General features: G+C 59.1%; 21 protein-coding genes. 7 read left to right on the forward strand and 14 right to left on the reverse strand.

The genetic code is table 11. The annotated features are described in order from the left end of the window. Window positions 1–107: 107 nt before the first annotated feature. Entirely contained in the window at window positions 108–908 is an 801-nt protein-coding gene (lptB, locus tag RSE16_00690) for an LPS export ABC transporter ATP-binding protein (protein WRH76025.1), read from the forward strand. Between the two features lie 106 nt (window positions 909–1,014). Next, complete coding sequence (rpoN, locus tag RSE16_00695; protein ID WRH76026.1) at window positions 1,015–2,517, forward strand: RNA polymerase factor sigma-54; 1,503 nt, start codon at window positions 1,015–1,017, stop codon at window positions 2,515–2,517. Here the strand turns inward: rpoN and glpK are convergent. Then, the gene (glpK, locus tag RSE16_00700) at window positions 2,514–3,983 is read right to left on the reverse strand and encodes a glycerol kinase GlpK (GenBank protein WRH76027.1); all 1,470 of its coding nucleotides are present in this window, start codon (window positions 3,981–3,983) and stop codon (window positions 2,514–2,516) included. The genes rpoN and glpK overlap by 4 nt on opposite strands. Before the next feature lie 208 nt (window positions 3,984–4,191). Here glpK and RSE16_00705 point away from each other — a divergent pair, with 208 nt between their 5' ends. Beyond that, window positions 4,192–6,255: a molybdopterin oxidoreductase family protein gene (locus RSE16_00705; GenBank protein WRH76028.1), complete on the forward strand. Its 2,064-nt coding sequence runs from the start codon at window positions 4,192–4,194 to the stop codon at window positions 6,253–6,255. Here RSE16_00705 and RSE16_00710 read toward each other — a convergent pair. Together RSE16_00710 and RSE16_00715 are read right to left on the reverse strand one after the other, a co-directional pair. Continuing rightward, complete coding sequence (locus RSE16_00710) at window positions 6,252–7,826, reverse strand: peptide chain release factor 3 (GenBank protein ID WRH76029.1); 1,575 nt, start codon at window positions 7,824–7,826, stop codon at window positions 6,252–6,254. The two genes, RSE16_00705 and RSE16_00710, sit on opposite strands and share 4 nt — an antisense overlap. 34 nt (window positions 7,827–7,860) lie before the next feature. Next, entirely contained in the window at window positions 7,861–8,493 is a 633-nt protein-coding gene (locus RSE16_00715; GenBank protein WRH76030.1) for a TetR/AcrR family transcriptional regulator, read from the reverse strand. A 207-nt stretch (window positions 8,494–8,700) separates the two neighbouring features. Between RSE16_00715 and RSE16_00720 the strand changes: the two genes are divergently transcribed. Continuing rightward, window positions 8,701–10,941: a TonB-dependent receptor gene (locus RSE16_00720; protein WRH77384.1), complete on the forward strand. Its 2,241-nt coding sequence runs from the start codon at window positions 8,701–8,703 to the stop codon at window positions 10,939–10,941. 111 nt (window positions 10,942–11,052) lie between these two features. Here RSE16_00720 and pheT read toward each other — a convergent pair whose 3' ends face one another. The 7 genes from pheT to RSE16_00755 all read right to left on the reverse strand — a co-directional run bounded on the left by pheT (window position 11,053) and on the right by RSE16_00755 (window position 17,966). Then, on the reverse strand, window positions 11,053–13,434 hold the full coding sequence (gene pheT, locus RSE16_00725; protein WRH76031.1) for a phenylalanine--tRNA ligase subunit beta: 2,382 nt from the start codon (window positions 13,432–13,434) through the stop codon (window positions 11,053–11,055). Further along, complete coding sequence (gene pheS, locus RSE16_00730; GenBank protein ID WRH76032.1) at window positions 13,431–14,513, reverse strand: phenylalanine--tRNA ligase subunit alpha; 1,083 nt, start codon at window positions 14,511–14,513, stop codon at window positions 13,431–13,433. Before pheS ends, pheT begins: the two co-directional genes overlap by 4 nt. A gap of 80 nt (window positions 14,514–14,593) precedes the next feature. Beyond that, window positions 14,594–14,959, reverse strand: coding sequence for a 50S ribosomal protein L20 (rplT, locus tag RSE16_00735; GenBank protein ID WRH76033.1), 366 nt, complete (start codon window positions 14,957–14,959; stop codon window positions 14,594–14,596). A gap of 13 nt (window positions 14,960–14,972) precedes the next feature. Continuing rightward, window positions 14,973–15,176 carry a 50S ribosomal protein L35 gene (gene rpmI / locus RSE16_00740; protein ID WRH76034.1) on the reverse strand — a complete coding sequence of 68 codons (204 nt, stop codon included), beginning with the start codon at window positions 15,174–15,176 and terminating at the stop codon, window positions 14,973–14,975. Between the two features lie 110 nt (window positions 15,177–15,286). Continuing rightward, on the reverse strand, window positions 15,287–16,174 hold the full coding sequence (locus RSE16_00745; GenBank protein WRH76035.1) for a helix-turn-helix domain-containing protein: 888 nt from the start codon (window positions 16,172–16,174) through the stop codon (window positions 15,287–15,289). Beyond that, window positions 16,162–16,944, reverse strand: coding sequence for an inositol monophosphatase family protein (locus RSE16_00750; protein ID WRH77385.1), 783 nt, complete (start codon window positions 16,942–16,944; stop codon window positions 16,162–16,164). Before RSE16_00750 ends, RSE16_00745 begins: the two co-directional genes overlap by 13 nt. Window positions 16,945–17,030: 86 nt before the next feature. Further along, window positions 17,031–17,966, reverse strand: a complete 936-nt coding sequence (locus RSE16_00755) for a ribose-phosphate pyrophosphokinase (GenBank protein ID WRH76036.1) — start codon at window positions 17,964–17,966, stop codon at window positions 17,031–17,033. Window positions 17,967–18,078: 112 nt separating this feature from the next. Between RSE16_00755 and RSE16_00760 the strand changes: the two genes are divergently transcribed. After that, on the forward strand, window positions 18,079–19,743 hold the full coding sequence (locus RSE16_00760; protein ID WRH76037.1) for an NAD+ synthase: 1,665 nt from the start codon (window positions 18,079–18,081) through the stop codon (window positions 19,741–19,743). Here RSE16_00760 and sppA read toward each other — a convergent pair. Beyond that, window positions 19,740–21,620, reverse strand: a complete 1,881-nt coding sequence (gene sppA, locus RSE16_00765; protein WRH76038.1) for a signal peptide peptidase SppA — start codon at window positions 21,618–21,620, stop codon at window positions 19,740–19,742. The two genes, RSE16_00760 and sppA, sit on opposite strands and share 4 nt — an antisense overlap. 372 nt (window positions 21,621–21,992) lie before the next feature. Next, window positions 21,993–22,529: a hypothetical protein gene (locus RSE16_00770; GenBank protein WRH76039.1), complete on the reverse strand. Its 537-nt coding sequence runs from the start codon at window positions 22,527–22,529 to the stop codon at window positions 21,993–21,995. A gap of 48 nt (window positions 22,530–22,577) precedes the next feature. Here RSE16_00770 and RSE16_00775 point away from each other — a divergent pair, with 48 nt between their 5' ends. Further along, on the forward strand, window positions 22,578–23,336 hold the full coding sequence (locus tag RSE16_00775) for a TlyA family RNA methyltransferase (protein WRH76040.1): 759 nt from the start codon (window positions 22,578–22,580) through the stop codon (window positions 23,334–23,336). Here the strand turns inward: RSE16_00775 and RSE16_00780 are convergent. Beyond that, window positions 23,333–24,007, reverse strand: a complete 675-nt coding sequence (locus RSE16_00780; GenBank protein WRH76041.1) for a nitroreductase — start codon at window positions 24,005–24,007, stop codon at window positions 23,333–23,335. The two genes, RSE16_00775 and RSE16_00780, sit on opposite strands and share 4 nt — an antisense overlap. A 236-nt stretch (window positions 24,008–24,243) precedes the next feature. Here RSE16_00780 and RSE16_00785 point away from each other — a divergent pair, with 236 nt between their 5' ends. Beyond that, entirely contained in the window at window positions 24,244–25,056 is an 813-nt protein-coding gene (locus RSE16_00785; protein WRH76042.1) for a universal stress protein, read from the forward strand. Here the strand turns inward: RSE16_00785 and RSE16_00790 are convergent. Continuing rightward, window positions 25,053–25,754 (reverse strand): Crp/Fnr family transcriptional regulator, encoded by a 702-nt coding sequence (locus RSE16_00790; GenBank protein ID WRH76043.1) that lies wholly within the window; start codon window positions 25,752–25,754, stop codon window positions 25,053–25,055. The two genes, RSE16_00785 and RSE16_00790, sit on opposite strands and share 4 nt — an antisense overlap. Window positions 25,755–25,989: the final 235 nt, after the last annotated feature.

Below are 25,989 nucleotides of genomic sequence, written 5' to 3' on the forward strand. Positions count from 1 at the left end.
GTTTCGGACAAGTCGCGCGGAGCTTCCATGCACAAATCCTGCCAATCGGCTTTTCTTGGCCCGGATTGCGCGGTAAGCAGGCTCGAACTTGAAAGGACTTTGAGGGCATGAGCCTTGAACAGCCATTGGCCGATGATGCACAGCGCCCCGAAACTAAGGGTAGCGCGGTAACGGAGGAAGGGCTCACCTCCGGCCTGGCAGTGGTGTCGATCGCCAAAAGCTATGACAAGCGGGCAGTGCTGACCGATGTGTCGCTGTCGGTGGCAAAGGGCGAAGTCGTTGGGCTTTTGGGTCCCAATGGCGCGGGCAAGACCACCTGCTTTTATTCGGTCATGGGCCTTGTAAAGCCCGATTCGGGCCGGATCATGCTCAATGGAGAGGATATCACAAGGCTGCCCATGTATCGCCGGGCGATCCTTGGCCTGGGTTACCTTCCGCAGGAAACCTCGATCTTTCGCGGGCTGTCGGTCGAGCAGAACATCATGGCCGTCCTCGAACTTGCCGAACCAGACACCGCGACGCGCGAAGCCCGACTTGAACAATTGCTCGATGAATTCGGGCTGGCCCGATTGCGCAGCGCATCGGCAATGGCTTTGTCGGGCGGCGAACGGCGGCGTTGCGAGATTGCGCGCGCGCTTGCCGCCAACCCGTCGATCATCCTGCTTGATGAACCCTTTGCCGGCATCGATCCAATTTCGATCAACGATATTCGCGACCTTGTCAGAGACCTGAAGAAACGCGGTATCGGCGTGTTGATCACCGACCATAATGTTCGCGAAACGCTCGACATCGTTGACCGGGCCTGCATCATTTATGGTGGGCAGGTGCTGTTCGCAGGTTCGCCGGAAGATTTGGTAAAGGATGCCAATGTGCGCCGCCTTTACCTTGGCGAAGGGTTTGAAATGTGAGGATCGACGGATGGCCATTTATCCGTTCGCTTCGAGCCTAGGCCAAACACCAACCGGCATTGCGCGTCTCGACCTCGATCGAAACGAGAAGTCGTAAAATCCAAGCATGGCCCTCACCCCGCGCCTTGATCTTCGGCAGACCCAATCACTGGTGATGACGCCGCAGCTTCAGCAGGCAATCAAGCTGCTGGCGCTCTCCTCGCTCGAAATCGAAAGCTTCGTTGCCGAAGAGCTGGAACGCAATCCCCTGCTGGATATTGCACCGGCGGACAGTGGCGGAGAAAGCGACAGCCCCGAAACCGCTGACGCTCCGCCGCAGCCTGAAAATCTCGGCAGTGACGAACTGATGAATGACGGCGATTTTGCCACAGGAAGCGCGGCGCTCGATACGGATTTCGCAGCGGAGGCTTTCGGATCTGACGCGGAGGGCGGCGGTGCGGGCGCGGACGGGATGCTGGGCATGAACGGCATCGATATGCGCGGCGGCGATTTTGCCGATGGCCCGGATTTTGACAGTTTTGCCGCGCATCCCGTGTCATTGCGCGATCATCTGCTCGGACAGGCAGGCTCGGCAGCATCGGGGCGTAAACTGCTTCTGATCGAAAAACTGATCGATCATGTCGAGCCATCGGGCTGGCTCGGCGTCGATCTTTCTGCGCTCGCCTATCGGCTGGGCGTGCCGCAGTCTGAAATGGAGGAAGCACTGAAAACGCTGCAAAGCTTTGACCCGACCGGGGTCGGCGCGCGCGATCTTGCCGAATGCATCGCGCTGCAGGCGATCGAAGCCGACCGTTATGACCCCTGCATGGCCAGACTGATCGACAATCTCGATCTTGTGGCGCGCGGCAGCTTTGACCAGTTGATGCGGCTATGCCGGGTCGATGAAGAAGATATGCGCGACATGCTGTCCGAACTGCGCAGCTATGATCCGAAACCGGGTTTGCGTTTCGATAGCGCGGACGCCGCCATTGCCGTCACTCCGGATATCTTCGTCACGCCGCAGGGCAAGGGCTGGGCGATCGAGTTGAACAGCGCCAATCTTCCCCGCCTGCTCGTCAATCGCAGCTATTATCTCGAAATGGGCGGCGGTGGCAGTAACAAGGCCACGAATGCCTGGCTGAATGAAGCGCTGGCCGATGCCAATTGGTTGATCAAAGCAATGGACCAGCGGCAGCGCACGATCATGAAGGTCGCGACCGAATTGGTAAAGCAGCAGGAAGCATTTTTCCGCGAAGGCGTATCACGATTGAAGCCACTGACGCTGCGGCAGGTGGCAGAGGCAATCGACATGCATGAATCGACCGTCAGCCGCGTGACCAGCAACAAATATCTCCATTGTTCGCGTGGACTGTTCGATCTGAAATATTTCTTCTCTAGCGGGGTCGGCTCCGCAGACGGCGACGGCGCCTCAGCCGAAGCGGTGAAAGCCGCGATCAAGGCGCTAATCGACGCCGAAGCAGCGAACGACATTCTATCGGACGACACTTTGGTCGATCTGCTGAAAGCCAAAGGCTTCGATATCGCCCGCCGCACCGTCGCCAAATATCGCGAGGCAATGGGGATAGGTTCAAGCGTGCAGAGAAGGCGCGCAAAGAAGATGGGGCGTTAGGCGAGCACCCGCCCCAACGCATCCTTCCATCCGGCAAGTCGCGCGTCCCGCGCCGATGCCTCCATGGCAGGAGTGAAGCGACCAACATTTCCGCGCATCACCGCCGCTTCGGCCAGTGAACCGTAAAGCCCCGCGCCGACTGCTGCGAGCATTGCTGCGCCCAGCGCTGTGGTTTCGGCAAAGTCGGGACGCTCCACCTCAATCGCCAATATGTCGGCCAGATCCTGCACCATCCAACCGTTCGAAACCATGCCGCCGTCAACGCGCAACTCTGCCCAGTCGGCACCGTCGGCGGCAAAAGCGGTTTTCAGGTCATGGGTCTGGTGCGCCATTGCTTCCAATGCGGCGCGCGCGACATGGGCTTTCTTTGCCGCGAAGGTCAGGCCGTGGATCGCAGCGCGGGCGTGCGGCTGCCAGTGCGGCGCGCCGAGGCCCGACAAGGCAGGAACAAGATAGACGCCGCCATTATCATCAACGCTGCGCGCCAGCGGCTCGGTATCGGGCGATGCATCAATAAGGCCGAGATCGTCACGAAGCCATTGGATCAGGCTGCCTGCGACAAAAACCGATCCTTCAAGCGCATAATGCCGTTCCCCGCCCAATTGCCACGCCACCGTGGCCAACAGCCTGTTCGTCGATTTGGGTAGCGTTCGCCCCGTTTGCGTCAGCACAAATGCGCCGGTGCCGAAGGTCGCCTTGGTCTGACCGGGTTCGAGACAGCCCTGCCCGATCAACGCCGCCTGCTGGTCACCCGCCATGCCGGTAATCGCGATCGGCGCACCGAAAAGGTCGGGATCAGTCATGCCCAATTGCCCGGCGCTGTCGCAAATCTCTGGAAGGATAGCGCCCGGAACATTGAAGAGGGCAAGCAGGCCATCATCCCAATCGCCGCTGCCGATCGCCATCAAGGCGGTGCGGCTGGCGTTGCTGGCATCGGAGACATGCACCTTGCCTCCGGTCAGGCGATAGACAAGATAGCTTTCAACCGTTCCGACCGCGAGATGCTCACCCGCCGCATTCAATTGCGGCCAGTTTTCAAGCGCCCAGCCGATTTTCGATCCCGAAAAATAGGGATCAAGCAAAAGGCCTGTCTTAGCCTGCAAATCGCTTTCGCTACCGGCCGCCTTCAACGCCTCGCACATCTCCGCCGTGCGCCGGTCCTGCCAGACGATCGCGCGTGCCAGTGGTTCACCCGTGCGGCGATCCCAGAAGACCACCGTTTCGCGCTGATTGGTGATACCAATGCCGGCAATGGCCTGCGCGCCGCCCGCTTGCTGCACCATTTCGCGTACGCATTCGAGTGTCAGCGTCCAGATTTCCCCCGCATCATGTTCGACAAGGCCCGGCGCCGGATAATATTGCGTCAGCGGCCGCTGCGCGCTGCCAAGGCAGCTGCCATCCTTGGCAAACAGCATGGCGCGCGTCGATGTGGTGCCTTCGTCGATGACGAGGATATGGTCGGTCATTTGGTTCTCTCCTCCCGCGTGCGGCAGGGGCCGGGGGAGAGCCAGACATCGGCGCTCCTTCTCAGGCCCTTCCCTAACCCCTCCCGCATGCGGGAGGGGGACGGTATATTCTGCACTGGAAATGCTGCAACCCAAGCGGCTGGTCAAGCTGCCAAAACCTTGCATCCCCCCACAAACCCTATAGCCTGCCAGCTAAGGAGAGTCGCACATGCCCATTCAGCACCATCGCACCTGCAGTATCTGCGAGGCCAATTGCGGGATCATCGTTACCGCCGAGGGGCGCGATATCCTCTCAATCAAGGGCGATCCCGACAATGCGCTGTCGCGCGGGCATATCTGCCCCAAGGCAACCGCGCTCGCCGACCTGCAAAATGATCCGGACCGGTTGCGCAAACCGCTAAAACGCAATGGCGAGAACTGGGAAGAGATTGGTTGGGAACAGGCCTTTACCGAAATCGGCGAACGCACCCGCGACATATTGGCGCGCGATGGCGACGGCGCGGCGATGTATGTCGGCAACCCCAATGCGCACAGTTATTCCAATTCATTTGTGTCGGGCGAACTCAAAAAAGCACTCGGCCTCAAGAACATCTATTCGGCGAGCACCGTTGACCAGATGCCGCACATGGTCGCCAATCTGGCGCTGTTTGGACATTCGGGACTTTGGAGCGTGCCCGATATCGACCGCACCGAAACGATGATTATCTTGGGCGGCAACCCGATGGCATCGAACGGGAGCGTCTGGACGGTTCCCGATTTCCGCAACCGGACAAAGGCCTTGCAAAAACGGGGCGGGCAATTGGTGGTGATCGATCCACGGCGGACCGAGACCGCAAAAATCGCCGACCGGCACCTGTTTATTCGTCCGGCCACTGACGGGATGCTGTTGGTCGCCTTGTTGCAGGCTGTGCTCGCGCATCCGGAGCGGCCAACTCTGCCCGATTATGTCGACGATCTGGAAGCGGTCGCATCCGCCCTCGCCAAGTTCGACAGCGCCGACTGTGCAGCGCAATGCGGCGTGGCCCTGTCTGATATCGAATGGCTTGCGCACCGGATGGTGACGGGGCCGGCCGCGCTGTACGGACGTATGGGGGCCGCGACACAAAGTTTCGGTACATTGAACGCTTGGCTGATCGCGCTGATCAACATTGCGGCGGGCCAATTGGACCGCGAAGGTGGGCTGCTCTTCCCGACTCCTCTGGTCGATACGGTCGCGATGGCGGGGCCGGGGTCGATCGGCCGCAGCCGTTCCCGGGTTTCGGGCCATCCGCTGGTAATGGGCGAATATCCTGCAGCGGCCTTGGCCGAGGAAATTGAGACGCGGGGCGATGGCCAGATAAAGGCACTGTTCGTGGTCGCGGGCAATCCGGTGCTGTCGACGCCCAATGGCCGCCGGCTTGACGCTGCGCTGGAAAGCCTCGAACTCATGGTCTCGGTCGACATGTACCGCAACGCAACCAGCCGCCGCGCGCATTACATCCTGCCGCCTGTCGGGCCGCTGGAACGCGAGCATTATGGGCTTTTCCTGCTGCCCATCGCAATTCGCAATTTTGGCAAATTCTCCAAACCGCTGTTCGAGGCAGAAGAGGGATCACTGCAGGACTGGCAGATTTTGCGCAAACTGGCTGAGGCGATTTCCGGCAGGCCGATCGAACGGGCGACGCCGCGCGAGGCGCTCGATAATCTGCTTAAGGCTGGGCCCTATGGCATTTCGCTGGCGGAGGTGGAGGCTGAGCCGAGCGGCAAGGATTTCGGGCCGTTGCAGGCTGGACGGCTGCCCGAGCGGCTGCGGACACCCACAAAGCGGATCGACTGCGCACCTGCCAACCTGATCGCTGATCTCGAACGGCTGCATGCGACTCTGGCGCAAGATGTAGACGGCCGATTGCGTCTAATCGGGAGGCGGCATGTCCGTTCGAACAACAGCTGGCTGCACAACAGTCCACGCCTCGTAAAGGGACCCGAACGCTGCACGCTGATGATCCACCCAGACGATGCCCGTGCGCGCAATCTGGGTGACGGCTCGGTAGCGGAAGTTTCCTCAAAAAGTGGGGCCATCCGGTTACCTGTCGAGGTGACCGACGACATGATGCCCGGTACGGTTTCAATCCCGCATGGCTGGGGTCACAACCTGCCCGGCGTGTCGATGGCCGTGGCGCAAGCGCATGCCGGGGCTAGCATTAACGACCTGACCGAGGAGGACGCTCTAGACCCGTTGTCCGGCAATGCCGCCTTTTCGGGCGTGCCGGTGGAAGTTCGGCCGGCGGCCTAACGCTCCTTGGTCGCGCTGAACACGATATCGGGATTTTTTTCCTGCTGATAACCGACGTCCCAAGACGAGCGCGCCATGAAGACAGGATTTCCGTCGCGGTCCTTCGCCATATTGCCGCCGTTGAACTGAGCGAATGTTTTTAGCGCGGCGTCGTTGCCGTTGAGCCAGCGCGCAGTATCATAGGGCGCCGGTTCCAGGAAGGCATCGACCTTATACTCGGCCTCAAGCCGGGAGATCAGCACGTCCAGCTGCAACTGGCCGACCACGCCGACCACCCAGTTGGAACCAATTTCAGGGTAGAAAACCTGAATAACGCCTTCTTCCGAGAGATCGTCGAGCGCCTTTCGCAGTTGCTTGGTCTTGGTGGGATCGCGCAGCACCACACGGCGCAGGATTTCCGGCGCGAAATTGGGGAGGCCGGTGAAACGAACGCTATTCTTTTCAGATAGCGTATCGCCGACGCGAAGCGTGCCATGGTTCGGAATGCCGATGATGTCACCGGGCTCGGCGCTGTCTGCAATCTCGCGATCCTGCGCAAAAAACAGGATTGGCGAGTGGATGGCCACGGGCTTGCCCAAACCCGACGGCGTCAGTTTCATGCCGCGTTTGAATGTCCCCGAACAGAGCCGCATGAAGGCGATCCGGTCCCGGTGCTGCGGGTCCATATTGGCCTGGACTTTGAAAATGAAACCGGTCACCTCTTTGTTATCAGGGGTGATTGTGCCCTCGCTCGACGGCTGCGGTCGCGGCGGCGGAGCATAAGCGGCAAGCGCCGTTATCATTTCGACGATGCCGAATTCTTTGAGCGCGGAACCGAAATAAACAGGCGTCAAGTCGCCGTGGCGGTAAGCCTCAAGATCGAAACTCGCATAGCCAGCTTGCGCCAGCTCGGCCTCTTCGCGGAATTTTGCAAGGCCGCGTTCGGACAGCAATTCGGCCAGTTTGGGGTCAGCCAACCCGCTATACTGGCTGACTTGTCCTTCAAATTCCTTCGACGCGCCGGACGGCTGCATCAACTGGTTTGATGCAAAATCATAAATGCCTTCAAACTCGCCGCCCATGCCGACAGGCCAGCTCATCGGGCAAACGTCGAGCGCCAGCTTGTCAGCCACCTCGTCCAAAATTTCGAAACATTCACGGCCTTCACGGTCGACCTTGTTCACAAAGGTGATGATCGGCACGCTGCGCAAACGGCAGACCTCAAACAGCTTCAGTGTCTGCGGCTCGATACCCTTTGCAGCGTCGATCACCATGATCGCCGAATCGACAGCGGTCAGCGTACGATAGGTATCCTCGCTGAAATCCTCGTGCCCCGGCGTATCCAGCAGGTTGAAGACGATACCATTCTTCTCGAACGTCATGACCGAGCTGGTCACCGAAATGCCGCGCTGCTGTTCGATCTTCATCCAGTCGGACCGCGCACGCCGCGCCGCGCCGCGCGCCTTGACCTCGCCGGCAAGATGGATCGCGCCGCCCTGCAACAGCAGTTTTTCGGTCAGTGTGGTCTTACCCGCGTCAGGGTGCGAAATGATCGCAAAGGTGCGGCGGGAGGCCCAGGGTGCATTGCTCATGGGCGCGGCGCATAGCCGCTCTGCGCGAACGGGTCTAGCCCGACGCCTTCCCCAATCCGGTACGGAGCATCTGATTGACGATGTCAGCAACCTCGTTGACATCGCGGGCTTCGTCATTGACGCCGTAACGCAGGCCCAAAAACACATTCATCCCCATGATCGCCCATGCATGTGCCTCATCGACCGGGCCGTTGATTTCGCCTCGAGCTTCGGCCAATTTCAGGCGTTCAAGGATGCGGTTGGCGGTGGTGCCATAATGGGCATTCCAGGCATCGGGGGCGACAAATTCAGCCTCATCGATGATCCGGTAGATTTCCTTATGCTTGCGGGCAAAGCCCAGAAACGCAGATAGGGCGCGGCCTTCGGCATCAATCTGGTCGCCCTGACCGGGCAGCACAGGCGCCACATGATCGCGAACCTTGCCAGACATGTCCTTTACAAGCGCGCGGAACAGCGATTCCTTTGAATCGAAATAGGTATAAAAACTGCCGAGCGCGACACCGGCACGCCCAGTGATGCTGACGACGGAGCTTTCATGAAAGCCCTTTTCGCCAAACTCCGCAGCCGCTGCGTCGAGCAATGCGCGCAGCGTTCGTCGGCCGCGCTCGGTGCGCGGCGCCTTGTCTTCCCCCGTCATTGTTGCAGCCATGCCACGCCCGGCAACCATTTGCAAAATCCCTATTCCTTAAGTTGAAAGATGGTTCAACTTTCATTATACGGCAAGCAGAAAATAGCGGTAAGTCCGCAATTTCGCTGGGATGGAAGAGAGGATATCATGAAATTCAAGGCACTTACGCGTAGCGTTCTGCTGTCCGGGATCGCATTGGGAAGCATTGCAACCCTTCCGGTGGCCGCCTTTGCCCAAGATCAGGCAATGGTCGATGAGGGCGAAGAGGGTGAAATCATTGTCACTGCGCGCCGCCGCGAGGAAAGCCTGCAGGATGTTCCCGTCGCCGTTACCGCCTATTCGGGCGCTGCACTCGAGGCGCAGGGCGCGCTCGACATCACTGACATCGGCGACACCACACCCAATGTCACCCTCGAAAACTCGCGCGGCACCAATTCGACGCTGACCGCATTCATCCGCGGCGTGGGCCAGCAAGATCCGGTTTCCGGCTTTGAAGCCGGCGTCGGCATCTATCTCGACGATGTCTATCTCAACCGCCCTCAGGGGGCAGTTCTGGACATTTACGATGTCGAGCGGATCGAAGTGCTGCGTGGTCCGCAGGGCACACTTTATGGCCGCAACACCATCGGCGGTGCCGTCAAATATGTCACAAAACGTTTGCCGGAGGAATTCGCCCTCAAGGCGCGCGCCACATACGGCACGTACAATCAAGCCGAGGGCGTGGTGACGGCGTCGGCGCCGATCCATGATATCGTCCGCATAGGCGGCTCGGTCGCGCGGCTCTCGCGCGGTGGATTTGGTGACAATCTGACACTGCCGGGCGTCGAAAACTATAACAAAGATGTCTGGGCTGGACGCGCCAGTCTCGAACTGGGCGGTTATGGCGAACCCGTGTTCATCCGCATTTCGGGGGACTATACCCGTGACAAATCGGATCCACGCAACGGCCACCGCCTGGTCCCCAGCCTGCTCACCGCCGCGCCGGTATTGGCGGATGAATTCGACACCCGCGCCGGCCTTGCCAATCCGAAACAGGATGTGAAGGCTTATGGATTTGCGATCAACGCCAGTGCGCAACTGAGCGATACAATCACGCTGAAATCAATCAGTGCATGGCGCAAGGACCGCAGCTTCACGCCGATCGATTTCGACTCGCTTGTCTCGGTCGATGTCGACGTCCCCGCTTTATATCGTAACCAGCAAACCAGCCAGGAATTCCAACTGCTCTATGAGGGTGAAAAGCTGAACGGACTTGTCGGTTTCTATTATCTTGACGCGAAAAGCTCGACGCAGTTCGACGTGATCCTTGGCACCACGGGCCCGCTGCTCGGCCTGCCGGGCCTGAATGCCTATACAGAGGGGGATGTCCGCACCAAAACCTGGTCGGTGTTCGGCGACTTTACCTATGATCTGACCGATCAGTTCGCAGTGTCGGTTGGCGGTCGCTACACAAAGGACATCCGTCGTTCGCGTATCTTGCGCCAGACGAAAATTGGCGGCGCATCGCCAATCTTTGGAGGCACAGCGATCCCGATTGCCACGGCAACCGATTTCACTGGCAAAGCTAGCTTTAGCGATTTCAACCCGCGCGCCTCACTCAGCTTCAAGCCCAATGACGACCATCTGCTTTATGCAAGCTATGCACAGGGCTTCAAGGGCGGCAGCTTCGATCCACGCGGCGACGCGCGGATTGCGCCCGATACCGACCGCAACGGCGTACGCAGCTATCAGGAAATCTATGATTTCTTCCTGTTCGATCCGGAAACCGTCGATAGTTATGAACTGGGCTGGAAGGGTAATCTGGGCGGTGCGCGCTTTGCTGTCACGGGCTTCTATGGCGATTACAAGAATGTCCAGATCCCCGGCTCGGTCGGCGTCGATGCCAATAATGACGGCATCTTCGAAAGCTTTGCAGGCGTAACCACCAACGCCGCCAAGGCGACCTTTAAGGGCGTCGAGGTCGAAACCTTCGCCCGCTTTGCCCGCGACTTTGCGGGCAATGGCAGCGCGATGACCTTTACCGGAACGCTGGGCTATATCGACGGCCAATATGACCGCTTCATCGTCAACAATGTCGATGTATCAAACCTGCGCCGTATCCAGAACACCCCGAAATGGACGGCATCGGCGACCTTGGGCCTTGAACTTGGCAATATGGGTGCGCAGGCGACCTACAGCTATCGCAGCAAGACCAACCAGTTCGAAGTGCCAAGCCCGTTCCTCGACCAGAAGGGCTATGGTCTGCTTGATGCCAGCCTGACCTGGTCAAGCGACGACGATCGCGTCTCGATTGGCCTGCATGGCAAGAATTTGTTCGACAAGCGGTACATCACCTCGGGCTATCAGTTCCTGTCAGTTGCCCCCAATGGCACCCCACTGCGGACCGCAGGCGGCGCCCTGATCCCGTCACTGGGCCGTGAAGGCGTGGTCACCGCATTCTATGGCAATCCGCGCCAGGTCTTCCTGACCGCTGGGTATAAATTCTGACACCCTCCCGCCCCTCATTTTCTGAGGGCAGGCAAAAAGACAAAGGCCGGGGCGCAAACCCCGGCCTTTTTTGTTCATGACCATAGAGAGACGGCACTCCCACCGTCCCCGTTAGCCGCGTAGCGTAGCGCCCAGCTTGCCTGCAGCCGCAACCACCCGGTCGCTGATCGCTTTCAGCTCTTCGTCCGTATAGCTTTTCTCGTCCGGCTGCAGCGTCACTTCGACGGCCAGGCTCACTTGGCCTTCGGGTACGCCCGTTCCGGAGAAGCGGTCAAACAAACGCGCCACCAAAATATTGGTCTTGTCGCTGCCCCTGATCGTCCGCACCAGATCCCCAGCGGCAAGACTTTCGGGGACGAGGAAGGCAAAATCGCGGGTGACCGCCTGCAAGGCGGGCGGCGTATAGGCTGGGCGCATGAACCCCGTTCCCTTCTTCGCCGGGATCGCATCAAGGTAGATTTCGGCCGCAATCACCGATCCATCCAGATCGAACGCCTTCGCCGTTGCCGGGTGAAGGGTGCCAAAAGCAGCGAGGATGTTCTTGGGGCCCATGCGCAGCGTGGCCGACTGGCCGGGGTGATAATGCGGGCCTGCTTCGTCCATCACCATCAAGTTATCAGTGGCAACGCCCGCCGCCGCCAGCAATGCGAGCACTTCTGCCTTGGCATCATAGGCGTCGAACTTTGCTGCCTTTCCGGAAACCCAGCCGCGCGGAGTCTTTTCGCCCGCCAGCACGATACCGCAAGTCAAGCGCTCGTCACTGCGGCCGTCCTGCGCACAGAGATAGCGCCGACCGATCTCGAATAGCCGCACAGACGATGCACCACGATCCATATTGCGCTGCGCTGCCGACAACAGGCCGGGAAGCAGCGAGGGCCGCATCACCTTCATGTCTTCGGAAATCGGATTGGCAAGGCTCCATGCCCCACCGCCAAAAGCGGTCGCTTCCTTTTCGGGCAGGAAAGACCAGTTGATCGCTTCATTGAGGCTGCGCGCAGCCGCCGAACGGCGCACCTTACGCTCAAGGCTTTGCAACGGCGTTGCCGTTGGCTTGGCGACGCCATCCGCGCGCGGCAATGGCACCGAAACGACATGGTCGAGACCAACAATCCGCACGACTTCCTCAACGAGGTCCGCAGGGCCATCCACGTCGCGCCGCCAAGTGGGAACAGTAACGCTCCAGTCCGCCGCCACGTCAAAACCCAGCGATTCAAGGATCGCTTTCTGCCTGTCGGCAGGAACGTCGATGCCGCCTAGCGCGGCGCAAAGTGCAGTATCATAGCTCAGCTTCTTGCGCTCTGTGGGTGCCATACCTGCACGCACGATTTCGCTCGCTTCGCCGCCGCAGATATCGACGATAAGTCCTGAAATGATTTCGACTGCCTCATCGAGGAAGGCAGGATCGACACCCCGTTCGAAACGGCTGCGCGCGTCCGACGTCAGCGCCAATGCCTGACCGGTCTTTGCTATCCGCTCCGGCGTGAAATAAGCGATTTCAAGGAGCACGTCGGTCGTCGTTTCCGAACAACCCGAATGTTCGCCGCCCATGATCCCGGCGATATCGTGAACGCCGGCATCGTCGGCAATCACTGTCATGTCAGACGTCAGTGCATATTCCTTGCCGTTCAGCGCGGTCACCATCTCACCATTGTTCGCCCGGCGCGCAAAGACTGCGCCGGTCAGCTTGGCAAGGTCATAGGCGTGGCTTGGGCGGCCATGGTCGAGCATCACATAGTTGGTGATATCGACCAGCGCCGAAATCGGCCGTTGTCCTGCGGCTTTGAGGCGCGCCTGCATCCAGTCGGGCGATACGCCGTTTTTCGTTCCGCGAATGACACGGCCGAAAAAGGCAGGGCAGCCATCCGCGTCATACGTGCGGATCTCGGTCGGGCACGCGAAAGTGCCGGACACTGCGGGAACTTCCAGTGGCTTCAATGTGCCAAGGCCGGCCGCTGCAAGATCGCGCGCGATACCGCGCACGCCCATGCAATCCTGCCGGTTAGGGGTAATCGCTACTTCGATCACTGGATCATCGAGGCCGGCCCAATCGGCATAGACCTGCCCTACCGGCGCGTCGGCGGGAAGTTCGATGATGCCATCATGATCGTCGCCCAGTTCGAGTTCAGCGACTGAGCACATCATGCCGTTCGATTCGACCCCGCGGATCGCCGCAACCTTCAGTACCATGCCATTGGCAGGCACGACAGCGCCCGGCATGCCAAAGACGCCCACCAACCCGGCACGGGCATTGGGCGCACCGCAAACAACCTGCATCGGGCCGGCACCGGCGTCGACGGACAGCACCTGCAACTTATCAGCCTGCGGGTGCGGAGCCGCGCTCAAAACACGCGCAATCCGAAAAGCCGACAGGCTCTCTGCGGGATTTTCAATGCCTTCAACTTCCAACCCGATACGGTTGAGGCAATCGGCGACTGCGTGAATATCAGCATCGGTATCGAGATGGCTTTTCAGCCAGCTGAGCGAAAATTTCATGCGCCTACTCCTCCCGACAATGTGGGCACATCGAGCGCGTTGAACCCGTAATGCTGGAGCCAGCGTTTATCGCCGTCGAAGAAGGCGCGCAGATCGTCCATTCCATATTTCAACATGGCAAGGCGATCGACACCGGTACCAAAGGCAAAGCCCTGCCAGACATCAGGATCGAGCCCACACGCCTCGATCACCCGCCGATGGACCATGCCGCTGCCCAATACTTCCATCCAGCCTTCGCTGCCGCCGATCACGCGCTTGCCGTTGACGAGCGTATAGCCGACATCGACCTCGACCGAGGGTTCGGTGAAGGGGAAATAGCTGGGGCGCAGGCGCAGCACGACATCCTCACGCTCGAAAAAGGCCTTGAGGAATGTCTCGAGTGTCCATTTCAGATGGCCCAGATGAATGCCCTTATCGATCACAAGACCTTCAATCTGGTGGAACATCGGCGTGTGCGTCGCGTCGCTATCGCTGCGATAGACCCGGCCCGGCGCGATGATCCGGATCGGCGGCTCCTGGCTGGTCATCGTGCGGATCTGCACCGGCGATGTATGCGTGCGCAGCAACATCTTCTTGCCGTCGACAGCCATCTCTTCCGGAAAATAGAAGGTGTCGTGCATCGCACGCGCGGGATGGGTTTCAGGAATGTTGAGCGCGCTGAAATTATGCCAGTCATCCTCGATCTCGGGCCCTTCGGCAACGGCAAAGCCCATATCGGCGAAGATCTCTGCGAGTTCATCCATCACCTGACTGACGGGATGCACCGTGCCGCGCGCAGCCTCGGGCGCGGGAAGCGTCATATCGAGCCGCTCCGTCGCGAGGCGTTGGTTGAGGATCGCGGTCTCCAGCGCGGTCTTTTTCGCCGCAATGCCATTGGTCACAGCCTCGCGCAGTCCGTTGATCACGGGCCCCTGCACCTGTCGCTCTTCCGGAGACATTTGGCCAAGCGTCTTGAGGAGCGCAGATACGCTGCCTTGCTTGCCTAGCGCATCGATGCGGACAGCCTCAAGCGCGTCCGGCGTGGTCGCCGCGTCAATAGCGGACAGGATCTGGTTCTGGAGTGTGGCTATATCGGTCATTTCGGTTCGCCTGATAAGCAAATGGGCGCGAACGGCAAGTGCCGCCCACGCCCATTTGCGCATTTATCGAAGGTAAAGTCTTACGCTGCTTTCGCGAGCGCGCCCTTCGCCTGCGCGATGATGGCGCTAAACACGGCGCCTTCGTTCATCGCAAGATCAGCGAGCGTCTTGCGGTCGAGTTCGACACCAGCAAGCTTCAGACCATGCATGAACACGCCATAGGTCAAGCCTTCGGCACGGACAGCGGCGTTGATGCGTTGGATCCACAGAGCGCGGAAGTTGCGCTTGTTTACCTTGCGGTCGCGATACGCATATTGGCCGGCCTTTTCGACAGCCTGACGCGCAATGCGAATGGTATTTTTGCGGCGGCCATAATAGCCTTTTGCCTGCTCCAAGATGTTCTTGTGCTTGGCGCGGGTGGTTACACCCCTTTTGACGCGTGCCATGGTTCAGCGCTCCTTATTTCAGGCCATAGGGCGCCCACAGGCGCACATGGGCTACATCGGAATCGCTCAGCACGTCGGTGCCGCGGTTCTGGCGAATATATTTACCGGAGTGGCTGATGAGGCGGTGGCGCTTGCCGGCCACGCCGCACTTTACCTTGCCGGTTGCGGTGAATTTGAAGCGTTTCTTCACACCGCTCTTGGTCTTCATCTTGGGCATTTTGGTCTCCTTTTGGAAATCCGTATCAGACCCGCATGGCAGCCCTTTTGGCCAGCACGTCTCTTCGGAAGGCGCGCGACTAGCGGGATTCGCCCGCAAATGCAAGCACCTTAGCCGTGATTGGGGGCAGGCCCTTGCAACACTTGCAGCGGTTGGCCGAGCGCCTGCTGCCGGGCGCGGATCGCCGCTTTGCTGATCGGACGCGGCATTTTCAGATAATCGCGCGCCGACAGCCCCATGAAATCGCTAAAATCGCGGCTGAAATGCGCCTGATCATGATAGCTGCCATCGAGCACATTTGCCCATTTGAGGCTGGCGTCGAGCAAGCGAGGCGCGAGCGAACGCAAGAAACGCTGCCGCCGCAACAATCGCTTGGGCGGGAAACCAAAAACCCGCCGGCACAGGCGCTCAAGCGATTGGACGCTCAGTTCCGTGCGCCCTGAAAGTTGCGCGACATCGATGATTTCCGGGTCAGTCAGCGCGCTATGCACGCGTTCGATTTCAATCTCGCGATCATTTTGCGGTGTTAGCGCCGCCAGCAGGTGGCGATCCATAATCGCTGCGATAGCCGACGGATCGTCGAGGCCGGCTATCTCGCGCCCGATTTCAGCAAAGACCCGAAAGGCAGGATCAAGCGACAATTCGACATTCCTGTTCGCGAAGCGCGCGGCATCGACGGCGGCGAATTTATACCAACCCAGCGGGAGAATACCGATTCCGGCCAGTCGCACCCGCTGGCAAAGGATGTGCGTTGCCCGGCCAGTCGGTCCCGTCATCGACGCCGTCGGCACGGGAATATGCACCCCGGGCGCGAAACAGGCCTGAGCCGCACCCTCCATAACATAGCGTGAGCTAGCCCATTCGGGGTGCAGGAAATCGTCCAATACGCTGCCATCAGGCGTTTCGATTTCGAAAAAATAGTAGCTTGAAAGATATCGACGCAATTCGGGCGCCGGGAGAATGAACCTATACTCGCCGACCGGGTTCAGTGTGCGCACGCCAGCGCCTCGACAACATCTTCAAGCCGCGCCGGATCACCCAGCGCAATCACATGCCCAGCGGAACCGGCATGGAGCATGTCTCCATTCCAATCGCACATCATGCCCCCGGCCCCTTCGACCACGGGCACCAGTGCCGCGAAATCATGCAGCTTCAATCCGGCCTCGACGACCAGGTCGATATGGCCCGATGCCAGCAAGCCATAATTGTAGCAATCACCGCCAAACAACATCCGTTTGTGCGCGGTCTGCGCGGCAAGCGCCATAAAATGTTCGCCGTCATGCTGACTGAAATATTGCGGTCCGCTGGTGGCAAGTGCGGCTTGGGCGAGCTCCCGGCAAGCGCGCGTCGACGCAGCTTTGCCATTCAATGTCGTAACGAGGCCGGTTGCACCGATCCACCGCTCCTTGTTGATGCACTGGTCGATTAAGCCCAAAACCGGCCAGCCGTCTTCCAACAGCGCAATCAATGTTCCGAAGATTGGCCGTCCGGCCATGAAACTGATCGTCCCGTCAATGGGATCGATAACCCAGGTGCGCCCGGACGTTCCCGGCTTTTCACCATATTCTTCGCCAATGATGGCATCTGTCGGGCATTCACTGTCAAGGATCGCGCGGATCGCGGCTTCAGCGGCACGATCAGCCTCGGTCACCGGCGAATGATCGTCTTTCGACTCATGGTCGAAACGGGCCCGGAAAAAAGGACGGATGACGCCGCCAGCCACATCGGCCAGCCTGCCTGCCAGCTCTATCTCTCTTGCCCCGACCATGATCCAATCCTGCCCTGCTTTGGGTGAAAGGGCAACATGGCCTTCACCATTATCTTTGGCGAATATTGGGTGGCTTGCCGCCAGCCTCAATCAAACAGGCTGGAAACACTGCTTTCATCAGCAATACGCTTGATCGCTTCTCCCAAAAGCGGCGCGATCGGCAAGTAACGGATTTTGTCACTATTCTGCGCGGCCTCTGAAGCGATAATCGAATCGGTTATCACCATCTTGCGCAAGCAGGATGCATTGATGCGGTTCACAGCCTCACCTGACAATACGCCGTGGGTGATATAGGCAACGACATCGGATGCACCAGCAGCCTTAAGAGCCTCGGCTGCATTGCAAAGCGTGCCGGCACTGTCGGCGATGTCATCTATCAGGATGCAGAAACGGTCCTTCACATCACCGATGATATTCATGACCTCGGATACGCCTGCACGTTCGCGGCGCTTATCGACAATGGCAAGCGGGGCATCGTTGATTCGTTTGGAAAGGCCGCGCGCACGAACCACACCGCCGACGTCCGGAGACACCACGGTAATGGGCTTGTCGCCATGCCGCTCCAACAGGTCGAGGCTCATCACAGGACCCGCGAACAGATTGTCGGTCGGAATATCGAAGAAACCCTGGATCTGCCCAGCGTGCAGATCAACCGTTAGCACGCGGTCGGCACCTGCCTCGGTAATCAGATTGGCAACCAGCTTGGCCGAGATCGGCGTGCGCGGGCCGGGTTTCCGATCTTGGCGGGCATAGCCAAAATAGGGCAGGACAGCTGTGATCCGCTTGGCCGAGGCGCGGCGAAGCGCATCGATCATGATCAGCAATTCCATCAGATTGTCGTTCGCCGGGTGGCTGGTCGACTGGATGACGAACATGTCTTCACCGCGGACATTTTCGTGAATCTCGACAAAAATTTCATTGTCGGCGAACCGGCGGACGCTCGCATCGGTTAAAGGCAGGCCAAGATAATCCGCAATGCCTTTGGCCAGAGGAAGATTCGAATTGCCGGTAATCAGTTTCATGCGCAGCCCACCCCTATTTGCCCCGTTGCAGAATCGTGGGCTTGCCCTAGCGAACGGCCCGCAAGCTGACAATCGCCTTGCTCCTGCCAGTTGTGGACAATAGACGGATAAAATGACCGATCGCCTCATCATCGCCATGGCCCAGCTGAACCAGCGCGTGGGCGACCTTGCCGGCAATGCCGATACCATGCTCGCGTGGCGTGCCAAGGCGATGGAGGCAGGCGCAGTGGATCTGGTGCTGTTTCCCGAACAGCAACTCATCGGTTATCCGGCCGAAGACCTTGTTCTGAAACCCGCCTTTCAAAAAGCGGCTGCACAGGAACTTGAACGGTTGGCCGCCGCAACGGCCGATGGTGGCCCGGCAATATTGGTTGGCTCCATCCTCAAGGAAGCGGACGGGCTCTACAATATCGTGGCGCTGCTCGACGGCGGACGGATCGCGGCGATCCGCAAAAAGCATGAGCTTCCCAATTACGGCACCTTTGACGAAAAGCGTATTTTCACCCCCGGCCCTCTGCCTGAGCCAGTCGAATTTCGCGGCGTAAAATTGGGGTTGCCGATCTGCGAGGATGGATGGCTGCCCACGGTCTGCACCCATTTGAAGCAATGCGGCGCCGAACTGCTGATATCAGTCAATGGCAGCCCTTATGAAATCGACAAGGACGACCGGCGGCTTGAACAGGTTTTCGCCGCACGGGTAAATGAAACCGCGCTTCCAATCATCTTCCTCAATCGCATTGGGGGGCAGGATGAACTGGTTTTCGACGGCAGCTCCTTCGTACTCAATGCCAATGGGGGGGCGGCACACCGCCTGCCGGATTGGGAAGAACATCTTCGCCTCACCGAGTGGACGCGTCAGGATGGCATATGGAATTGCGCCCCCGGCGAACTTGCACAGTGGGAGGATCACCCGGCCGATATCTATTCGGCGATGGTGCTTTCGCTGCGTGACTATGTTGATCGCAACCGTTTTCCGGGGGTTGTTCTGGGCCTTTCAGGCGGGATCGACAGCGCGATCTGCGCGGCGATCGCCGCCGATGCGCTGGGCCCAGACCGCGTCTGGTGCGTAATGATGCCCAGCCGTTTCACATCACAGGAAAGCCTTGATCTTGCCAGTGAATGTGCGCGGATGATAGGTTGCAAACTCGATACGATCGCGATCAACCCTGCCGTCATGGCCTTTGACGAGATGTTGAGCGATAGCTTCGCAGACCGCAACATCGACATTACCGAAGAGAATATCCAATCGCGTATCCGCGGAGTCACCTTGATGGCTCTATCCAACAAATTCGGCCACATGCTGCTGACAACCGGAAATAAGAGCGAGATGAGCGTTGGCTATGCCACAATCTACGGCGACATGGCGGGCGGCTATAACCCTCTGAAAGACGCCTATAAGATGACGGTGTTCGCGATCTCGCGCTGGCGCAATGCCCATCATTGCCGCATTGGCCTTGGCCCCGTCGGGCCCGTCATGCCCGACGCGATCATCACCCGACCACCCAGTGCCGAGCTGCGCCCTGACCAGAAAGACAGCGACAGCCTGCCGGAATATCCGGTGCTGGACGATATATTGCTCGGACTGGTCGAACAGGAATTGTCGGTCGATGAGGTCGCCGCACGCGGCCATCCGCGCGAAGTGGTGCAGCGGATCGAACGGCTACTCTACATCGCCGAATATAAACGGCGCCAGGCACCCCCGGGGGTCAAGCTTGGCACACGCAATTTCGGCCGCGACCGTCGCTATCCGATCACCAACGCCTTTCGGAGTGGCTAGAACGACAGGGCGATCAGCCGTTCCAGCCAGTTCGTTCCGGCCGAACCGGCACGCACCGGCATCCCGGCAACTGCGCCACATTCCAGACAGCGCACTTGCGCGCCGCGCACGCCGGCCAGCATTTGCAAATCGGCCGCGATGCGGTCGAACGTCATTTGCTGCTCAAATGCTGCCCTGCCGAACAAATCGCCGGGGATCTGCGCATGTTCCGGTTCAGGCATCATGCCCCCGAAAATCGTGCTGGCAAAGCTGGTCTCGGGCTCGATGAACAGCGGGTGCCATTCGTCCTTGCCGAGCTTCGCCAGCAGCGCAGCCTCGGCAAGCGCATCGTCAAGATCGCCCAGCCGGTCGACCAACCCCAATTGCCGCGCAGTGCCGCCGGCCCAGACACGGCCCTGACCGATGCGATCAACCTGTTCGACCGTCATCTTGCGGGATTGGGCAACACGGGTCAGGAAATCGCGATAGCCCTTTTCGATCGTCGCCTGACCAATCCGGTCGAATTCGGGGCTGATCCCGCCGAGCAGGTCGGGCTCGCCAGACAAAGGCGTTGTGCGCACACCATCGGTGGTGATGCCCCATTTCGCCAGCGCCTCACGGCCCGACGGAAGCACGCCGAAGATTCCGATCGAACCGGTGATGGTTTCGGGTTCTGCAAAGATACGATCAGCCGGCGTCGAGATCCAGTAACCACCACTGGCCGCAAGATTTGCCATCGAAACGACAATTGGCAACTTGCGTTTCTTTGCTTCGACTAGCGCGAGGCGGATCTGTTCAGATGCGGTGACCGACCCACCCGGGCTGTCGACGCGCAGAACCAGCGCCTTTACGTCGTCTTTTTCGGCAGCATCATGGATCAACTGGGCGATGCTTTCGCCAGCCGCAACGCCTGACCCGCCTTCGCCGTCAACAATTTCGCCGGCCACGGTCACCACAGCGATCGCGCTGCCATCGCGTGAAGGGTTGTGCGCGGCAAGCAATGCGTCGGGGCGGGTATGGGCAAAACTGCCAAACACATCGTCCTCACCCTCACCCACCTTGGCAGCGACATGTTTGCCAAAAGCCGTCCGGTCGCCAAGCCGGTCTGCCAGACCGCTGCTGATCGCAAGTTTCGCCAGATCGCCTTGCGCCGTCTCAACTGCGGAAGGCGCATCGGCAAGGATGGCATCAAGGCGCGCCTTGGGGCGTGCCTTTGCGACATCGTTGCGCCATTCGCCCCAAACCTCGTCATAAATCGCCTTGGTCGCCGACTTGGCCTCGGGCGACTGGTCGGCGCGCAGGAAAGGCTCAACCGCGCTTTTGAAGGTGCCGACGCGATAGATATGCGCCTTGATTCCCAATTGGTTGAACAGTCCCTTATAATAGGTTCGCGATCCGCCCGGGCCGGTGGGGATTACGCCACCAAGGGGATCAAGCCAGATTTCGCTGGCATGGGCAGCGAGTTGATAGCCATCATCGCTATAGCCGGTGGCGAAGGCATAAACAGGCTTGCCTGCCTTGCGGACCGCGTCGATCCGTTCGCCGATGGCAGCAAGACTCGCTTGCCCTCCGCCCATGAAGCGATCGAGATCGAGAACCACTGCCTTGATGCGATGATCCTTGACGGCCAGTTCGAGCGCGCGGCTGATGTCGCGCTGGCGATATTCGTGCACCGGTGCCCGCTGCGACAAAAGCGCCTCAATCGGATCAACCGCCGCCGGCTGTTCAGATACAAAGCCATCCAATTCGATCAGCAGAGCGCCGTCGCGTACGGCGCCCGGATTAGGTCCTGAATTCAGAAGGGCATAGATCAGCGCGAAGAAGAGAATCAGGAAAAGCAGCGCGAGCGCATCCTTGATCGCAACCAGAAACCGCCATGCGCCTTTAAGGAATGTCATTTTATGCCCTCTTCTTTCACCGTCGGATGTAGGTGCTGGCGCTGCCTTTTCCAACCACAGATGCGAAAAGGGCCGCCCCCGTGGGAGCGACCCCTTTCTTGCATGGGTCAGCAGCCGGTGCAGCCGCTGCCGGGAGTGGAAGTTATGCTGAAATCAGCAGCCTATCCCCCGAACGGAAATGCCCGACCCCTTAACTGAACCATGAGACATCGGATCACCTCCTTTCGACTGTTGAAACAAGATTGCGTATTGCATCAAATTGCCCTCCGCGATTCAAATTTGAATCAAGCATGAGGGCGAAACAAGTCTTGTTTTCGGATTTTTTTATGGCAAGTATACTGCCTCTCGCGCGGTGCCATCGGGCGCTTTTTTTTATGTGCGACAGTCTTCCACTATCCGGGCAACCTCACCCCAATTGGGCACTGCCATCGCGCGCGTACCCCCGATTTCGATCGCGAAACGCCCACGACTGAACGCCATTGCGTCCAGCAATTGGTCAGCCGGCATGATTTCCGCGGCCACATAAGGCGGCGGCACAGAGCTTGGAATGGCGGCAAAAGTCTTGAGCGTCGAGCTAGTACGCACGGTCAGACTGCCCTCCGCAGTACCAGCGACTGACAGATAGACCCGCCCCCGTCCCTTGTCGCAGCGCAACGTCAGGACGGCATCACCGCCTGCAGGGCCGAAAAGCGCAACGGATCCGCGTGTATCGGTACGATAAACCCATGTTCCAGCTTCGATAGGCCAATCAATCCAGTCAGCTGCTTGCTGCACGGGGGCAACCAGTGGCGGCGCAGCCAAAGGCGCGGATGGCGGCGGCACCGGTTGCGGCGCTGGCGCAGGGGGCGTCGGCACCGAACAGGCGGCCAGTGCCAATGCCGTGATCAAGATCGAAAATCGAAGCTGCATCGATGCACTTATGGCCAAAAGCGATCGGGCGCGCTAGGCCCCTTGGCGATGAAAGCACCCAAAATCCGGATCGATCAACTGCTTGTCGAACGCGGGCTCGCCGAGAGCCGGACGCGGGCGCAAGCCCTGGTGATGGCCGGACAGGTGATGATCGGCGATAAAAAGGCCGATAAGCCGGGGTTGCAGATCGCATCCGATGCCGCAGTCAGCGTCAAGGGACAGGACCATCCCTGGGTGTCGCGTGGCGGTGTAAAACTGGCACATGCGCTCGATCATTTCACCATCGATGTCGACGGGATGACAGCGATTGACGTTGGCTCTTCTACCGGCGGCTTTACCGACGTCATGCTGAGCAAGGGCGCGCTGCGTGTCTATGCCGTCGACAGCGGCACCAATCAGCTTGCATGGAAATTGCGGCAGGACCCGCGTGTTATCGTCCACGAGCAGACCAGCGCACGCATCTTGAACGAAACGCATATCCCCGAAGCGGTCGACCTGATCGTCTGCGACGCAAGCTTCATCAGCCTTGCCAAGGTGCTGGAACGGCCAATGTCCTTTGCCAAACCCGGTGCGCAGTTGGTTGCACTGATCAAGCCGCAATTCGAGGCTGGGCGCGGCGAGGTCGGCAAAGGCGGCGTAGTTCGCGATGGTGCAGTCCACGACCGCGTGTGCGCCGAAGTGCAGGACTGGCTGCACAGCGTTGGGTGGAACGTCAATGGCTTGACAGAGAGCCCGATTACCGGGCCCAAGGGCAATGTCGAGTTTCTCGTTTGGGCGCATCGCCCGGCACTAATCGCCGACGCCTAATCGAAACCCACAAAGGTCGCTGCCTCCGCCACACTTTTGCGCTCGGAAACCACGGCATTGGCGGGAAAGCTCTCATCGGGCCAACCCAGTGCAATGCTTTTCATGATCACCTGATCATCAGCAATGCCGGCATGTTCGCGAACCACCGGCGACTGCATGATGCCTTGGCTGTTAATCACTGCACCCAGACCGCGCGACCATGCCGCATTGACCAGCGCAGTTGCGACCGCACCGCAATCAAAAGGGGTGTCGTCGCTGCCATCAACGACGCGGTCATAAGTGATGATCACGCAGACCGGCGCATCAAACTGACGAAAACCGCGGAGCACCCAGTCCTGCCGTTTTTCGGCATCATCGCGCGCGATTCCCATCGCGCCGAACAATTGTTTGGCGACACCAACCTGCCGTTCCCGGTGCACACCGTCAAAGGCATTTCCGGTTCGAAACTCGCGTGATTGCGGGACGCCCGCCAACGTACGCTCGGTATTGCCTTTGCGGATGCGATCGAGCGGTTCGCCAGTGATCACGTAGAAGTTCCACGGCTGGGTATTCATCGACGAAGGCGCCCGCATCGCAAGCTGCAATATTTCCTCGATCAATTTCTGCGGCACGGGATCAGGCTTGTACCCGCGAATGCTGCGCCGCCCCATGACCACCGAATCGAAATCCATATCGCTCTTCCCCCGTTTTTGGCCGTTAATTGTAAAGCCGCTATTCTCGATCCGACATAACGCAAATTCGGTCGGGCAAAAGCCTTGATTTACGATGCGACGGGAACCGTCCGGCAAGGGGGCCGTTACCCCTATCGTATGACAGCCTAAGCCATGCGAGCGATTTGATTTCCATCAATGCGCGTTCATTTGTCGTTGTTAGTTTCATTCCGATGGTTTCGAAGGAAAGAAAGACGATGAAATCTATAATTTTGCATGTGCATGGTGACGAAGGTTTTTCAAACCGCATGGATGTCGCGCTTGATCTGTGCCGTGCGCATGACGCCCATCTGACCTGCATCCATGTAACGCCCTACGCCGCCTATGCGTCGTTCGATGCAGCCGGCGGCATGTTTGCCAGCGGCGTTTTGATCGAGGAACTGAACAAGCAGCAAGCGACGATGCAGGCCGACGTAGAAAAGCGGTTAGCGCATGAAGATGTGCGTTGGGATTGGCAAAGCTATGATGGCGATGTGGCGCAAACGCTTGTGTCTGCATCTGCACTTGCCGATCTTGTCGTGCTCGGTCAGGCGAGTGCGGCACCCCGTTCGGGCAACGCCGCCTTGCCGATCGTTGATGATGTTTCAGTAAATGCGGGTTGTGCAGTGCTGGTTGTTCCCGAAGGATGCAACCGTTTCCAGTCGACGGCACCGGCAGTTATTGGGTGGAATGCTTCCGAACAATCGGCGCGCGCCATCAGGCAGACATTGCCGATGCTAAAACTCGCCTCGTCGGTTCATTTGGTATCGATCAGTGTTGAGGATGACGATTTTCCTCAATTGGGGGCATCCACCTATCTCTCACGCCATGGTATTTCTTCGGAACTGCACATCATTGACGCCAAAGGGCGCAATGCCGAAGAGGAATTGCATCGTTTCGCTGTCAATCAGGGTGCTGGCATGCTGTTGATCGGGGCATATGGTCATTCGCGCCTACGCGAAACGCTTTTAGGCGGCGTGACCCGTTTTCTTACATTACGCGCCAAATTACCTCTGGTGCTCGGACGTTAAGCGGCAACAGACAGATCTTCCAGTCGGCGCCGGTCCTTGATGATGACACTGCGCCTGTCGGGTAGTTCGATGATATCCGCATCCTTCAGCTTGGTCAGCTGACGGCTGACCGTTTCGATGGTGAGGCCCAAGACATCGCCCATTTGCTGGCGATCCATCGGCAGTTCGAAACGGTCGAGAAACGGCTCAATTGCGCTGCAGCCGGTTGCACCCAAACGGTTCGATACCTCAATCAGCAAGGTGGCGATCCGCTCACTTGCGGTCTTGCGACCTAGAAGCATCATCCATTGCCGCGCCCGATCCAATTCATCGAGCGTGCGCTGCAACAATTTATGCTGCAGATTGGGGTGATCCTTTGCGAAACTGTCAAAGGCAGATCGCGTAAAAATGCACACCTCGGCCTCGGTTAAGGCGGTAATCCCGTAGGGGCTTTCCTTGCCAAAAGGACGACCGATGAAATCGGAGGGAAAAACCACACCGACAATCTGTTCGCGTCCGTCGGCCGTGGACACTGATAATTTCAAGACGCCGCGAATAACGTTGGCGACGACCAGCGATTCATCGCCCTCCCAGACAAGAGTTTGACCCCGGGCGACCTGCTGTTTGCGGCCCAACTTGCCAAGCATAGCCAATTCATCGGGTTCCAGCGCCGAACAGATCGCACGATTGCGGACGAGGCATTCATCACAATCAAACATTGTCCTTGGCTATCGGACAACAGCACCAAGTGCAATCCGTAATGGCCGCGCTGATACTTAATCGGCCTACAGCCGGAAGGGGCGCGTCTTGACGAGACAGATTGGCGCTCAATTGCCTCGGTTACGGCGATCGCATAAACCAGTTCCACGACCTGAATTTGTAGCAGACAACAAAAAAGCCGCCCGAAGGCGGCTGCTTTGTGTTGGTTGCGGGAGTAGGATTTGAACCTACGAC

It is taken from the genome of Sphingobium sp., from assembly GCA_035196065.1.
GTDB classification, from domain to species: Bacteria; Pseudomonadota; Alphaproteobacteria; order Sphingomonadales; family Sphingomonadaceae; genus Sphingorhabdus_B; species Sphingorhabdus_B rara.

What these genes read in the sequence shown, in the direction of transcription:
- lptB (WRH76025.1), top strand. Translation starts at nt 108, where the DNA reads ATGAGCCTTGAACAGCCATTGGCCGATGATGCACAGCGCCCCGAAACT.
- rpoN (WRH76026.1), top strand. Translation starts at nt 1,015, where the DNA reads ATGGCCCTCACCCCGCGCCTTGATCTTCGGCAGACCCAATCACTGGTG.
- glpK (WRH76027.1), bottom strand. Translation starts at nt 3,983, where the DNA reads ATGACCGACCATATCCTCGTCATCGACGAAGGCACCACATCGACGCGC.
- RSE16_00705 (WRH76028.1), top strand. Translation starts at nt 4,192, where the DNA reads ATGCCCATTCAGCACCATCGCACCTGCAGTATCTGCGAGGCCAATTGC.
- RSE16_00710 (WRH76029.1), bottom strand. Translation starts at nt 7,826, where the DNA reads ATGAGCAATGCACCCTGGGCCTCCCGCCGCACCTTTGCGATCATTTCG.
- RSE16_00715 (WRH76030.1), bottom strand. Translation starts at nt 8,493, where the DNA reads ATGGTTGCCGGGCGTGGCATGGCTGCAACAATGACGGGGGAAGACAAG.
- RSE16_00720 (WRH77384.1), top strand. Translation starts at nt 8,701, where the DNA reads ATGGTCGATGAGGGCGAAGAGGGTGAAATCATTGTCACTGCGCGCCGC.
- pheT (WRH76031.1), bottom strand. Translation starts at nt 13,434, where the DNA reads ATGAAATTTTCGCTCAGCTGGCTGAAAAGCCATCTCGATACCGATGCT.
- pheS (WRH76032.1), bottom strand. Translation starts at nt 14,513, where the DNA reads ATGACCGATATAGCCACACTCCAGAACCAGATCCTGTCCGCTATTGAC.
- rplT (WRH76033.1), bottom strand. Translation starts at nt 14,959, where the DNA reads ATGGCACGCGTCAAAAGGGGTGTAACCACCCGCGCCAAGCACAAGAAC.
- rpmI (WRH76034.1), bottom strand. Translation starts at nt 15,176, where the DNA reads ATGCCCAAGATGAAGACCAAGAGCGGTGTGAAGAAACGCTTCAAATTC.
- RSE16_00750 (WRH77385.1), bottom strand. Translation starts at nt 16,944, where the DNA reads ATGGTCGGGGCAAGAGAGATAGAGCTGGCAGGCAGGCTGGCCGATGTG.
- RSE16_00755 (WRH76036.1), bottom strand. Translation starts at nt 17,966, where the DNA reads ATGAAACTGATTACCGGCAATTCGAATCTTCCTCTGGCCAAAGGCATT.
- RSE16_00760 (WRH76037.1), top strand. Translation starts at nt 18,079, where the DNA reads ATGACCGATCGCCTCATCATCGCCATGGCCCAGCTGAACCAGCGCGTG.
- sppA (WRH76038.1), bottom strand. Translation starts at nt 21,620, where the DNA reads ATGACATTCCTTAAAGGCGCATGGCGGTTTCTGGTTGCGATCAAGGAT.
- RSE16_00770 (WRH76039.1), bottom strand. Translation starts at nt 22,529, where the DNA reads ATGCAGCTTCGATTTTCGATCTTGATCACGGCATTGGCACTGGCCGCC.
- RSE16_00775 (WRH76040.1), top strand. Translation starts at nt 22,578, where the DNA reads ATGAAAGCACCCAAAATCCGGATCGATCAACTGCTTGTCGAACGCGGG.
- RSE16_00780 (WRH76041.1), bottom strand. Translation starts at nt 24,007, where the DNA reads ATGGATTTCGATTCGGTGGTCATGGGGCGGCGCAGCATTCGCGGGTAC.
- RSE16_00785 (WRH76042.1), top strand. Translation starts at nt 24,244, where the DNA reads ATGAAATCTATAATTTTGCATGTGCATGGTGACGAAGGTTTTTCAAAC.
- RSE16_00790 (WRH76043.1), bottom strand. Translation starts at nt 25,754, where the DNA reads ATGTTTGATTGTGATGAATGCCTCGTCCGCAATCGTGCGATCTGTTCG.